The organism is Pusillimonas sp. (genome assembly GCF_029263785.1).
Taxonomy (GTDB): Bacteria; Pseudomonadota; Gammaproteobacteria; order Burkholderiales; family Burkholderiaceae_B; genus Pusillimonas.
Genome location: NZ_JAJUFE010000067.1, coordinates 1 through 12,847, shown reverse-complemented (window position 1 = coordinate 12,847; position 12,847 = coordinate 1). Strand labels below are relative to the sequence as shown.

At 58.1% G+C, this 12,847-nt stretch carries 13 protein-coding genes and 1 pseudogene; 2 read left to right on the top strand and 12 right to left on the bottom strand.

What is annotated here, in order from left to right:
• Positions 1 to 370: pseudogene (locus Q1J88_RS11915) on the bottom strand (hypothetical protein); the annotation flags it as partial.
• A gap of 169 nt (positions 371 to 539) precedes the next feature.
• Between Q1J88_RS11915 and pgi the strand changes: the two are divergent.
• Positions 540 to 2,114, top strand: coding sequence for a glucose-6-phosphate isomerase (gene pgi / locus Q1J88_RS11910; protein WP_301117940.1), 1,575 nt, complete (start codon positions 540 to 542; stop codon positions 2,112 to 2,114).
• Positions 2,115 to 2,249: 135 nt separating this feature from the next.
• Positions 2,250 to 2,852, top strand: a complete 603-nt coding sequence (locus tag Q1J88_RS11905; protein ID WP_301117939.1) for a hypothetical protein — start codon at positions 2,250 to 2,252, stop codon at positions 2,850 to 2,852.
• 13 nt (positions 2,853 to 2,865) lie between these two features.
• Here Q1J88_RS11905 and Q1J88_RS11900 read toward each other — a convergent pair whose 3' ends face one another.
• The 11 genes from Q1J88_RS11900 to Q1J88_RS11850 form a co-directional block, all read right to left on the bottom strand.
• The gene (locus tag Q1J88_RS11900) at positions 2,866 to 3,276 is read right to left on the bottom strand and encodes a hemerythrin domain-containing protein (protein ID WP_301117938.1); all 411 of its coding nucleotides are present in this window, start codon (positions 3,274 to 3,276) and stop codon (positions 2,866 to 2,868) included.
• A gap of 143 nt (positions 3,277 to 3,419) precedes the next feature.
• Positions 3,420 to 4,451: a dTDP-glucose 4,6-dehydratase gene (rfbB, locus tag Q1J88_RS11895; protein ID WP_301117937.1), complete on the bottom strand. Its 1,032-nt coding sequence runs from the start codon at positions 4,449 to 4,451 to the stop codon at positions 3,420 to 3,422.
• A gap of 84 nt (positions 4,452 to 4,535) precedes the next feature.
• The gene (gene rfbD, locus Q1J88_RS11890; RefSeq protein ID WP_301117936.1) at positions 4,536 to 5,453 is read right to left on the bottom strand and encodes a dTDP-4-dehydrorhamnose reductase; all 918 of its coding nucleotides are present in this window, start codon (positions 5,451 to 5,453) and stop codon (positions 4,536 to 4,538) included.
• A gap of 72 nt (positions 5,454 to 5,525) precedes the next feature.
• Positions 5,526 to 6,092: a dTDP-4-dehydrorhamnose 3,5-epimerase gene (rfbC, locus tag Q1J88_RS11885; protein ID WP_301117935.1), complete on the bottom strand. Its 567-nt coding sequence runs from the start codon at positions 6,090 to 6,092 to the stop codon at positions 5,526 to 5,528.
• Positions 6,093 to 6,139: 47 nt separating this feature from the next.
• The gene (locus Q1J88_RS11880) at positions 6,140 to 6,655 is read right to left on the bottom strand and encodes a MarR family transcriptional regulator (RefSeq protein WP_301117934.1); all 516 of its coding nucleotides are present in this window, start codon (positions 6,653 to 6,655) and stop codon (positions 6,140 to 6,142) included.
• Positions 6,656 to 6,677: 22 nt separating this feature from the next.
• Positions 6,678 to 7,487 (bottom strand): ABC transporter permease, encoded by an 810-nt coding sequence (locus Q1J88_RS11875; protein WP_301117933.1) that lies wholly within the window; start codon positions 7,485 to 7,487, stop codon positions 6,678 to 6,680.
• Positions 7,488 to 7,547: 60 nt separating this feature from the next.
• The gene (locus Q1J88_RS11870) at positions 7,548 to 8,342 is read right to left on the bottom strand and encodes an ABC transporter permease (RefSeq protein ID WP_301117932.1); all 795 of its coding nucleotides are present in this window, start codon (positions 8,340 to 8,342) and stop codon (positions 7,548 to 7,550) included.
• Positions 8,339 to 9,103 (bottom strand): ABC transporter ATP-binding protein, encoded by a 765-nt coding sequence (locus Q1J88_RS11865; RefSeq protein ID WP_301117931.1) that lies wholly within the window; start codon positions 9,101 to 9,103, stop codon positions 8,339 to 8,341. Before Q1J88_RS11865 ends, Q1J88_RS11870 begins: the two co-directional genes overlap by 4 nt.
• Positions 9,104 to 9,217: 114 nt before the next feature.
• The gene (locus tag Q1J88_RS11860) at positions 9,218 to 10,201 is read right to left on the bottom strand and encodes an ABC transporter substrate-binding protein (RefSeq protein WP_301117930.1); all 984 of its coding nucleotides are present in this window, start codon (positions 10,199 to 10,201) and stop codon (positions 9,218 to 9,220) included.
• Between the two features lie 3 nt (positions 10,202 to 10,204).
• Entirely contained in the window at positions 10,205 to 11,263 is a 1,059-nt protein-coding gene (locus Q1J88_RS11855) for a 3-hydroxybutyryl-CoA dehydrogenase (RefSeq protein WP_301117928.1), read from the bottom strand.
• Complete coding sequence (locus Q1J88_RS11850) at positions 11,260 to 12,339, bottom strand: NAD/NADP-dependent octopine/nopaline dehydrogenase family protein (protein ID WP_301117926.1); 1,080 nt, start codon at positions 12,337 to 12,339, stop codon at positions 11,260 to 11,262. The genes Q1J88_RS11855 and Q1J88_RS11850 overlap by 4 nt, the downstream gene beginning before the upstream one ends.
• Between the last annotated feature and the right edge of the window lie 508 nt (positions 12,340 to 12,847).

Sequence of the window (12,847 nt, the reverse complement as noted above, 5' to 3'; positions counted from 1 at the left end):
CGATAGCCACTCCTGACCACACCCAGCGGATGTCAGGCCTCCGGGTGATCAACAAGTAGAAAATCGGAATCGTGAGTAAATACCGACTTGTCAGGTCGAGACTGCGGAGCGGGTTGTTATGGTAGAAAAAACTAAATACTCCGACGCAGAAAACGGCCAGCAACAGAAAAATTATTGTTCTATCCCCTAAGGTTAAAGGGACAGTTTGGCGTCGGAACAAGGTGGCGATCCCACCGACTAGTAAAATCACTGCTCCATAGTTATACCCGCGTGGCAAAGACAACATCAATGAATAAAAAAGAAAAATCCCGAGGGCTACTGATAAATCGAGCCCATTTTCGAGACTTCCACTGAGACGTTTGGGCAACATATTCAAGAAATTCTTAGCTAGCTTCGTTTACTCTCTGCCAGAGTAACATTTCCGGATTGGGGTACTCCGCCGAGCAAGCCAAAGTTACCACGTTATATTGTTGTAGTCGCAAATCACGCACACGCCATTTAAACCTTACAATTTGCGGACATAATATTTGGAGACTCGCGTGACCACCGCCCCCCTCATGCCAACCAGCTCCAACTTACTTGATCAACCTGAATGGTCATCATTCGTGCGCAATGGTCGAGCAGCTACGGTCCATCCTAGGCGACTAAGGCTAGTTGAGGCCGCCGGCGTATCGCTCGACCTCACAGGACAATTGTTTTCGCCGGAACTGGCAGAATCAGGTGCAGCCCTTCTTACCGCCCGCAACTTCACCTACCACCGCGACAAACTCCTCTCCGGCCAACCCATAAACACCACAGAAGAGCGCGCCGCCTGGCACACCATGCTTCGCGCCCCCGCCCCGGTTGAATCGGTCAATGCCGAGCGTCAACGCATGATTGAATTCGTTCGCAATGCCGATTCCGAGCGCCGCTGGCGCAACATTGTGCACATCGGCATCGGTGGCAGTGACTGGGGTGTCCGCCTTACCGTAGGCGCCTTCGGGTACGCGGGCATGTGGCGTCAGGTGCGCTTCGCGGCCAGCATCGACGGCCACGCCATCGAGGGCGCTTTGGCCGGCCTCGATCCGCACGACACGCTGATCGTACTCGCATCAAAATCCTTCACCACCGCCGAGACCCTGGAAAACGGGAAGCGCGCCGTCGAGTGGCAGCGCAGCGCTGGCGTTGCCGACCCATTCTCCAACGTAATCGCCGTTACCGCCCGACCTGACCTCGCCAAGGCCTGGGGCGCCAAGGAGTCCCAGATTTTCCGCCTGTGGGACTGGGTGGGCGGCCGATTCTCGCTGTGGTCCTCTGTCGGCCTGACCACAGCCCTTGCTGTAGGCACCGACGTTCTGGCAGGAATGCACGCAGGGGCTTCGGCCATGGACACGCACTTTGCCACCGCCCCCTTCGAAAGCAATGCCCCCATTCAAATGGCACTGGCCGGATTAGTTAACCGTTGCGCGTTAGGCTATGCCTCCCTCAATATCGCCCCCTACGACTTCCGTCTGTCCAACCTGGTGCCCTACCTGCAGCAACTGGAAATGGAATCGTTGGGTAAATCTGTAGACTTGAACGGCGATCCTGTCAGCGTACCCACCGGTCCGGCAGTGTGGGGCATGCCGGGTACCGATGCCCAGCACACATTCTTTCAGTGGCTGCATCAAAGCAGCGACGGCGCTCCGGTTGACTTTATCGTTTGTCAGGAAGCCGGCCACCACTGGCCCGACCACCACCGCAGCCTGCTGGCAAACTGCCTGGCGCAGCGCGAGGCGCTGTTGCAGGGTAAAACCTATGACGACGCCTTGCAGGAATGCCTGGAGGCCGGAATAGAACCCGAGAAAGCCAAATGGCTGGCCAAGCATCGTGTGCATCCGGGTGGTCGCCCGTCGAACCTGATTGTGCTGCCAAAGCTCACCCCGTATACCCTGGGTGCCTTGCTGGCGCTGTATGAACACAAGGTGTTCGTGCAAGGGGTAGTGTGGGGCATCAACCCCTTTGACCAGTGGGGAGTGGAGTACGGCAAGGTGCTGGCCAAGGGAATCACCGCAGAGCTATCGGGCGGGCAACCCCGGAATGGCGTTGCCCACGACGCCTCTACGGCATACTGGGTGAATAAGTTTGCAGGTTGAACGGGGTATTTTGCGGCTCTGACGCAACGGTGATGCGCGCGCGGAAACCAAATGCGTGTATAAATACACGCTATTCGCGTGGCGCGTCATTCTTTCCAAACCACCTGCCGCCGCCGTCGACAAGGATGCACCCGCATGAACGACGTACCCCATATCCCTGACGCGCACGAAACGTTCGTCCATATCCGCATTTTCATTGGCATGATTCTGGGTATTGCGGTGTCAAGGCTGGTCACCGGCCTGACGCGCTTTATTCAGCACCCGGGGCAAGAAAAGCCTTATTTCACGCACATCGTCTGGGTGGCCTTTGTTCTGCTGTTTATTGCGCACTTCTGGTGGTTTGAGTTTGCGCTGTTCAAGAAGCAAAGCTGGGGCTTTGGAACTTACTTTTTCTTGCTGGTGTATGCCGGCATTTTTGCCGTGATTGCCGCCTTGCTGTTTCCGGATCGCATCGACGAGTACAAGGGCTTTCGCGGGTACTTTCTGGCTCGGCGGCGCTGGTTTTATAGCGCCCTGCTTTTTTTGTTTGTCGCCGACCTTGTCGACACGCTTTTGAAAGGCCCGGAGTATTACGCGCTGTATTACAACTGGGATTACCCGCTACGACAAGGCTTCTTTATTTTAGGCACGGGCACCGCGCTGATTGTGGAATCAGAAACCTATCAGAAGGTGCTGGCGGCCTTGATGTTGCTGTTCCAGGTGATCTGGATAGTGGGTTTGTTCGAAATCTTGCGTTAAGCCGGACGCACAACTACATCAACTCTACCGCCGGGTAGAACTCGCGGTTTTCTTTTTGCAGGCGCTCGTACACCATTCGAAGCACGGTGTTTGCAGCTTGGCGGAAGCCCTCAGGGTCGTCTTGCAATGAAGCGATAGCGCTCCACCGCCGGCCAAAGGCAATATACGCGTTTGCGATGCCGGTCATTTCTTCTTGGTATGCCTTTCCCATGTTCGCCAACCCGGGGTTCGGGGAATTCTGTACGGCCGGATACAGGATGCGATCTTCGACGGCCAAATGACGCGTCACCACCGCATTCAGCTCGGTCAGGCGCTGTGCTATTTCTGCCGCGTTGCCGACAACACCCGCATGTGAAAGATTGCGAAGATCGTTGATGCCATTGATGATTTCGTCGTGCTCGGCCTTAAACCGGTTCAAGTCCATACTGCGCCTCCCACATAATGCCGAAGAAGATACCAAATGCGACTTCTAAGACATTCTATTTCAGCGGTCGGCGCTGTCAATGAATACCATCACGTCTGACGCGGATATGGCGTTGCGTACCCCTTCGCCCGCCGTTTCTCAAATCAGGAACTGCTCGCGTAATTGTCCAGATACCAGGCCACGGTCTGCCTCAAGCCGCTCGCGAAGTCGTGCACCGGGCGCCAGCCCAGTTCTTCCCGAATTTTGCGGGCATCCAGTTCGTATCGTTGGTCGTGGCCGGGTCGGTCCTGCACATAAGCAATTAATTGTTCGTGTGAACCCAATGTGCCGTCTTCCCGTGTCGGCCGGCTCTGCGGGTGCATCTCATCAAGAAAGTGGCACACGGCGCGGACGACGTCGATGTTGGTTCGGGGGTTGTGGGCGCCGACGTTGTAGGTCTGGCCCGGCCGTCCGTTCTCGAGAATGGTCTGCAAGGCCACTACGTGGTCATCAACATGAAGCCAATCCCGCACTTGAAGGCCGTTTCCATACAAAGGCAACGGCTTGCCCTGCACCGCATTCAAGGTCATGAGCGGTATCAATTTTTCGGGGAATTGATAGGGGCCGTAATTGTTCGTGCAGTGGCTTATTAGAACGGGCAGACCATATGTGCGATGCCACGCGTGAACCAGGTGGTCGGACGCGGCCTTGCTTGCGGAATACGGAGAGCTGGGTGCGTAAGCGGTTTGCTCGGTAAACCGCTGCTTGCTGTCGGCCAGGTCTCCATACACTTCGTCGGTTGAAACGTGCAAAAAGCGAAACACCTGGCGTTTGGCATTGGGCAGGGCCTGCCAATATTGGCGCGTCGCTTCAAGCAAGGTGTAGGTACCCGTCACGTTGCTCTGTATGAAGACATCGGGACCATGAATGGATCGGTCTACGTGCGATTCTGCGGCCAGATGTATGACGGCCTGGGGCTGATGCTGGGCAAAGATGCGGTCGAGTTCGGCTCGATTGCAGATATCAACCTGCTCGAAGACGTGTTGCGGGCTGTGCATGACCGACGCAATCGCGGCCATGTTGGCGGCATAGCTAAGTTTGTCGACATTGATGACTTTGTCGGCACCCTGCGCGACCAGGTGCCGCACCATGGCAGAACCGATAAAGCCGGCTCCGCCGGTGACAAGAATGTTCATGAATACACAGACGCTGATAAGGGAGTTCAGTTCGTATTCTAGTTCTGTCGCAGGTTTGGCAGGCTCTGTCGAAGGCTCGGCTGGCTACCGCCGGCTTTGCATCAACTGGCGCACGACGTGGGGAAGGTCGTGCATCAAAGGTTTAACGGCTATTCCCAGGCGCATAATTTTGCGGCAGTCCAGAACTGTATAGTTGGGCCGGATTGCCGCGCTGGGATATTCGTTTGACGAGATGGCTTGAAGTGATGCAAGCGCAGCGCGATATGCAGACATTGCTTTGGCATTTTCGGGCCTATCTTCCTCATCAATTGACACGGCAACTTCCAGAATGGCCTTGGCGAATTCATACCGGGTCAAGGCCGTTGCGCCGGTATAGTGATAGATACCTGCGTCGGCATCCCCATGCGCGGCCAGTTCAACAATGGCCTGTGCCAGATTAGCGGCAAACGTCGGGGCACCGGTCTGATCATCAACCACACGTAGCGGCTTCGCGCCCCTCGCCGCCTTCAGTACCGTTGCCACAAAATTATTGGGCGCGTCGCTATACACCCAGGCGGTACGCACGACCAGGGCATGTGGCTGCTCGGCCAGAACCTGCTGTTCACCCAGCAACTTGGACCGGCCGTACAGATTCACCGGATTTGGCTCTGCCAGTTCGCCATACGGCTGTCGTGCCGTGCCGTCGAACACGTAGTCGGTAGAAACATGTACCAGCCGTGCTCCCACCTGCTTGGCGGCCCGCACCAGGTTCAAAGGCCCGTCGGCGTTTACGGCTATGGCGCGACTGGTGTCTGTTTCGGCACGGTCTACGGCGTTATAGGCAGCGGCGTTGAGGATTAACGTGGGGCGTATCCGTTGCACCGCGCGACCCACTGCATCGGCATCGGAAATATCGAGCTGGTCTGAACCGAATGCACTAACTGTCCAACTTGACGGACGTGCGCGCAGCAAAGCCTGGCCCAACTGACCCCGCGCGCCGGTTATCAAAACTTTGTTGTTCACGTGTGTAAACCTGTCAGGCCTGGCCGGCAGCAGAAACAACCGCTGGCCGCCTCATTCTTATGCGCCGCATAGTCATTCATATCTGGGGCATCGGCCGGCTTCAAGCAACTGCTTGAGCGTTTGGCCGTTTCGATCCTTTTCTGACACCAGGGGCGCGTCGGTGGGCCAATCAATGCCCAGGTGTGGATCGTTCCAGTACAGGCACGACTCGGTCTCTGGGGAGTAATACTCGGTACATTTGTATTCGACCAGGGCAAAGTCAGACAGCACCAGAAAGCCGTGCGCGTACCCCGGCGGCACCCAAAGTTGCTGCGGCTTGTCGTGCCGTAAGGTAATTGCCTGCCATTGGCCAAAGGACGGCGAGCCCGCCCGAATGTCAACGGTTACGTCATAGACGCTTCCGTATACCGCACGCACAAGCTTGCCCTGTCCGTTTGGGTGCTGAAAATGCAAGCCGCGCAACACATCACGCCTGGAGCTCGAGAAATTATCCTGAACAAAGGAACCGGTCTGGCCAGGAAGCCCGTGGTAGGTGCCGGCGCGAAACAGCTCCATAAAGCTTCCACGCTCGTCAACAAACTCGCGCAAGGAAACCAGCTTGACGTCTTCAAGGGCGGTATCAGAAAGTGGTAAAGGCACGAATCAGTCAGGAAATACAAAAAATACGCGTCAGGCTAAGTGTAATGCTACGCCATTACCCGCCGCCCTTCCTTTCGTGTTTCGGTCATGTTCTCGCGTATGCGGTTCAAAAGATAATGCAAGGTGGCCTGCTCTTCCATACTCAGGCCGCGCACGGCCCGTATGTAGATCTCCCATGCCAGGGGCAGCACATGCCGGAACTGTTCTTTACCTGCGGGCAGAATCTTTATCGCCACCATGCGGTTGTCTTCGGGGTTAGGCAAGCGTGCCACATAGCCCGAGCGCTCCATGACTGTCAGCGCACGCGACAGCGTGGCCTGATCCACACCGGTGAACCGGCCCAGGGCACTGACCCCAAGGCCGTCGGTTTCCATCAAGAAAGCCAGCACCCGCCAATGCAGCAGGGTCATGCCTTCGCTGCGCAATACCTGTTGAAAATCGGCATTGAGCGCTGCCGTGGCCTGATTCAGGACATAGGGCATGAAGGTGTCGTGCCCCAGGTACGGAGGAGCTTCGGGCGCATCAGCCTGAAGCGGCTTGAACTTGGTGTTGGCCGCGTTCATTCATATTCCTTCTTCTGTTCCTTCAGCCGGAATGGTCGAGCTTGCGCTGGACGAATCCGATGAAGGTGTTCAATGCCAGCCCCACAGCGCAGATCCAGACCAGGGGCACGAACATATCCAGCGTGCGATAGGCACGCGCGGCAACGGTAAGCATGTGGCCAAGGCCGTCGGTCGAGGCGATCATCTCTGCCAGGAAGACGATGACACAAGCAATGACGCCGGCCACCCGCACACCCGCCAGTACGGTGGGTACGATTGCGGGCAGGGTAACCTTCCACAGGCAGGCGCTTGGGCTGGTGCCGGCGGCGCGGGCGGACCAGATCAACTTCTGGTCAACGCTGCGGGCGGCAGCCCAGGTTGCCATCAGGATCGGGAACAGGGCGTCGGCCACGATGAGCGCGATTTTAGACAAGTTCTCGAACCCCAGTATCAGGATCAGGGCGGGGTACAGCGCAATCTTGGGAATCGGTGCCAATAGCCGCACCAGGGCGTCGAGCACGGCAGCACTGGCACGCGACAATTGGGCGGCCAGGCCCAGCGTCACCCCCAGCACAATGGCAATGACCAGGCCCAGCACAAGACGGTACAGGGTGATTCCAAAGTGCTGCCAGAATTCGGCTGCCGAGGCCAGATCGATCATGCGAACGACGATGGCCGTTGGGGCCGGCAACAGCTGCGGTTCTACCCACCCCAGCCGACACACCATTTCCCAGATTATCAACGCCGCCAAAGGCGAGAGGAGGCGCTTGAAGAATGACAGCCGGCGCCATTGCACGGCGGCTCGGGGGCCCGGAGGCATGACCCCGCTGGCAGCCGTAGCGGGCCTAGTCATGGCCTGCCCCATGAAACGTTGCGTGCTTGAAGGAAAGGCAAATCATGATGCTCCACATTGCTAATGCAAGGATGTGCCGCCGGCGGACTCGGCCCAGTGGGTCAGGTATCGGCGCACTCGTTCAAAGATCCAGTCCAGTACAAAGCCCATGACGGCCAGCACAAGGATGACGGCGTAAACCGTGGCGTACTGGGCCATATCCATCGAGGTAAACAGCAAATTGCCGACGCCCTCCTGGCGAGCGATCATTTCTGAAGACACCATCACAATCAGCGCCATGACCACGCCTACGCGGCAGCCGATAAGAATCTCGGGCAAGGCAGCGGGCAGCACTACGCGGAACAGGCGCCTTACGGGGCCCATGCCCATGGCTTGTGCGGTCCAGACGAGCTTTTTTTCGATTCGGGTTGCGCCCTGGTAACTGTGAAACAGCACGGGAAGGCTCACGCCCATGGCAATTACCAGGATCTTTGAAAAGCTTCCCAGCCCGAACCACAGCATCAGGATTGGCATGAGCGCGGCCTTGGGCATGGGGTAGGCCAACGACACCAAGGGGTAAAACACGTCGTACACGGCCTTGCTTCGCCCCATGGCCAGGCCCAGGGGTATCGCAAAGATCAGTGCCCATGCATAGCCGGCAAACATCCGCCCGGTGGATTGCGCGATGGCCCAGATGGCGTTCGGGTCGAACACGATGGCGGGAAGCTCTTTTATCGCAGTGATGGGTCCTGGAAAAGAGCTGAACCCCATCAGGCGCGACAGCGCGCCCCACACCAGGCCTACCAACACAACCGCTACCAGAAAGGCCAGCGCCGGGTTCTCGTACCAGCGTAGCGCCTGGTGATTGGTTTTCATGCCGCCACCTCGCCCACCAGTAATTGCTCAAGATGAATGACGTACTCTTGATACTTGGGGCAGCGCAGCAGCTCGGCGCGAACACGCGGGCGAGGCAGGTCGATATCGACGATTTCGCGCACAGTACCCGGCGTTCCGCTAAGTACAACAACCCGGTCGGATAAGTAAACCGCCTCTTCAACACTATGCGTTACGAACAGCACGGTGTTTTTCAGTTGCTCCCACAGGCCCATCAGGCCGGTTTGCAGCTTGATGCGGGTGTGAGCATCCAGGGCACCGAACGGCTCGTCCATCAGTAAAATGGCCGGCTCGTACGCCAGGGTGCGCGCAATGGCGGCGCGCTGACGCATGCCGCCCGAAAGCTCGCGCGGATAGAAGTGGGCGTAGTCGCGCAGCTTTACCTTTTCGAGCCATGACATGGCCTTTTCTTCGGCCTGTGCCTTTGCCATGCCCTGCTCGCGCAGCCCATAGGCCACATTACTGATGACGGTCTTCCAGGGAAACAGGGCGTATTCCTGGAAGACCGGTCCGCGATCCGGACCGGGCTTATCGATGACGCGACCATCCACCTTGACGCTGCCGGCAGTAGCGTGCTCGAAGCCGCCCACGATATATAGCAGGGTGCTTTTGCCGCAACCGCTGGGCCCCAGGATGGAGACGAACTGGCCGTCGGGCACCTGCAATGAGATGTCGCGAATAGCAGTGTGCGAGGTACCGCGGGCGGTGTGGAAGGTCTTGCCAAGTTGCTCGATGGTAATCATTGAGTCCGGGCCTGTTCAAAGGCGATGAGTTCGGTTGGCTGGATCGTTGCTGCAGCGCTTTCGGAATGACCAGACGGCGCATTCTGGAACGCTGCAGCAAAGCTTGGTCAGGTACTACTTGATGGGTGCCATGATGTCTTCACGTACGAAATTCGACACATCCACTGGCTTGGCCAGGAATCCCGCTTCGTGCTGCAAAGTGATGGTTTCCTGAATGGATTCGAGGTTGGGAGCCATATCGGGCGCGTGGGCAAAGTCTTTTTCGGTAAACAGGTATTTGTCCAGCAGCTCGGCCGGGGCGCGCGTTACCTCGGAAGCTACAGCCACCGCCAGGCTGCGATCTTCAAGCAACTTGTTCATTGCCAGTTGAAGATCCTTGACGTACGCCTTGACGACTTCGGGGTTTTTGTCGGCGTATGCCTTGCTGCAGGCCTCGAAGATCTGCACGGTGGGAGACTGCACCTCTGATAACGCGAACATCTTGCGGATGTCGCCCTTTTCTTCGGCAAGCAGCGCAAACGGCTGCACCAGCGGACCCGCGTCGACACGGCCCGAACGGATGGCATCGGCCGACGCCGGGAAGCCGGTTTCTACGATCTTGACGTCTTTTTCGGGGTCGATGCCGTGCTGCTTGAGCCACAGCACCATCTGGAAATACACGCCCGACCCGTAGGCGTTGGTGCCGATGACCTTGCCCTTGAGGTCTTCGGGCTTGTTGATGTTGCCGTCCTTTTTTACTGCCCAGTAGGGCGAGAAATAGCCTTTTTCTTCGTGTACGTGCTGGGCCACTATGTAGCTTTCAAGGCCGCTTTCAATATAACCCTGAGCCATCGACAGCGGAGCCATGGTCGAGCAATCGAGCACACCGGCCCGCATGGCCTGCACCATGGGCGACGTGCCCTGGAACTGCGACCATTCAATCTTGTAGGTTTTGCCCACTTCGGGGAACAGCTCGGGCCGCTTCATCATCAGGTACTTGGCTTCTTCGGCTGGAATGGTCCAGCCCACCCGAATGGTAGGAATGTCTTGCGCCACGGCCGGGGCCATTACCGCCGCCGCGCCCACTGATATCAACAACGCCTGCATGATCTTGTTCATCGTCTAGTTCCCTTTTTCGTCGTTGGAAGTGGCGCTTGGGGTGTCGAGGCCGAAGTGCCTGAGCATGCCCAGGGTTCGAGCCAGCACGTCGCGCCGGTACGCTTCTAGGTCCAGCCCCTCGTAGGAATGGAATCCGCTTGCCGACCGCAAGCCCACTTTGCCCTCCTGCATGTACTGTCGAACGATGTCCGGCATGGCATAGCGGTTTGCGTCGAGGTTTTTGGCAAGATAGTTGTTGGCATGAAACAGGATGTCGTTTCCGCCGTAATCGATAAACTCAAGCACGCCGATGGCTGCAAAGCGAAAACCCAGCCCGTGCCGCGTGGCCAGGTCGATCTGTTCGGCAGTTGCCACGCCCTCTTCGACCATGCGGGCGGCCTCGTTCATGACCAGGGTTTGCAGCCGCGGAACGATGTAGCCCGGGCTGCAGGCGCATCGCACGGGCACTTTGCCGATAGACTCCAGGCTGTGAAGCAGTTGGTCGACGGCTGCGGAATCTGTGCCGTCGTGCGGGCTGACTTCAACAAGAGGAATGATGTAGGCCGGGTTGAGCCAATGCGCGTTCATGAAACGCTGTGGCCGGCTGACCATTGGAGCCAGGTCGGAGGCCAGCATGGTAGATGTGGTGGACGCGATCAGCGCTTTCGGATTGGCCAGTTCGCCTGCCCGCCCAAGTGCATCTCGCTTGGCCTCAAGCGTTTCGGGCACGCCTTCGAAAATGATTTCTGCGGCCCCCAGCACCTGGGGGGCTTCGCCCACGCCATGCACCGAGATCAGGCCCAGGCAATGGTCGATCTGATTGGCGGGAACCGATCCAAGTTCGGACAGTTGTTGAAGTGTCAGACGCAGCTCGTGCATGGCGCTTTGCTGGAGCTCTGCAAAGGCTGCCGCATCGCGCGGCTTGAAGTCGACAATGGCAACCGCATGACCGCGCAGGGCATATGCCATGGCTATGCCCCGGCCCATGCGGCCTGCGCCCAGTGCCACTATTCTTGCGTGCGGGCTGGCGGCGACCGCGCGCGCAGCGGCCGTTTCCGTCGCCGCGTCAGCAACGGTATTCATGCTGATTTCCCTTGCAGCAGCATCTGCCGCATTTCTTCGACTGAAAGCGTATCCAGCCCTAGTGCACCCAGGGTACGTTCGCCCTTGCGCAAATCTTTGCCCAGGATGCCCCCTGCGATGGCAAGCAGTCCCTTTGCCACGGGCGCATCGCAGCCCACCCAATCGGCAACCGAAGCCAGTAGCGCCAGACCCAACACGGTGTCTTCGGTCATGTAGCGATGGGTATACAGGTCGATGTGTTCGCGCCAGTCGCCGGAATCGACCAGCTTTTTATGCGAATCTCCGTACATCCATTGGTCGTTTTCGTAATGATCGGAAAGCGGGAAATGCGGGGCGCTGTAACCGATGGCCTCGCGGATGGCGATGCGCTCGTTGTCGAGCGCAGTAGTGACTGCGCGTACGGCTGGCTGGGTGCCTTCGTTGTGGATGTCCCACTCGGGAAAATGCTGCAAGGGCGCCGCGTTCATTATGATGAGCGGGGGGTGAATGATGGGGCCGGCGTTCATCAGTGCGCCCGACAAGGCGTCTTCAGACGGCTCGATGCAAGGAAAGGCGCCGGCAATGACTTGCATGGCATGGTCGGCGCGTCGCGCGGGATACACGCCAGTCGGTAGACGGGTGGCACGCATGGTAATGGCCACGGTGTTGGGGCCGTGTTTGCGTGCCAGCCAGGGCAAGGTTCCGGTTTCGGCCCAGGCGACGTCGGCGGTGGAGCCGAGTTGGCGCACGGTTTCGGCCATGATGTAGCTGCCGAATGTGCCGGGCGGCAGGTACACGACCTGGCCGTCTTTCAGATGCGGTGCCAGGGCACGCGCGATATCCTGTTGGGCAATGGCTGGGGAAGGAATGAGAATAAGCTGGGCACCGTTTACGGCTTCGCCGATGTCGGTGGTGGCGGTGTCGATGATGACGGGACGCTCGCCGTGGTCGTCTTTGAGGTAGATGGTTGATGTGGCCAGCACCGGCTTCAATGCGCTTGCGTCGCGCCGCCAGAGGCGAATGGTATGGCCCTGTTCACTTAAATCGGCCGCCGCTGCGTAGCATCCATGGCCGCCCCCAAGTACTGCTATTTCCATGCCCTGCCTCCGTTGAAGGACCCCGTTGGGGTCTTGCAACGACGCTTCGATAAAACTCAACCAGCCGCAATCCGCGTCGTTGCCTTTATCTATGCACTTGCATATACCTACGTACACTAAAGAAATAATGGGCGCGCTGCAATGGGAAATTGTGTGGGGATTTCCCTGATAGTGTGGGTCTGGGCGGGGGTGGGGGGTGCTTGGGTGCCGTTTTGCTGTGGATGGTGTGCTGGGTGTGTTTGAGTTGTTAAATGCCTTTGTGTTACGGGTGATGAGTGAGCGTGTTTGAGTTTTTTAGCGCCTTTGTGGCGCGGATGGTGAATGACCTTGTTTTGAGTTCTTTAGCGCCTTCGTGGCACGGAACATGTTTTGCCGGCCAGTCGGGCGGTTTGAGGGTGCGCCCTCCAATGTCCGGCACAAAACATGTTCCGTGCCACGAAGGCTGGTAGGTCTGCATGCGCTGGGTGGTGCATGAGGGTAGTGCTCTTTAAAGAAGCTGGCGGCCACT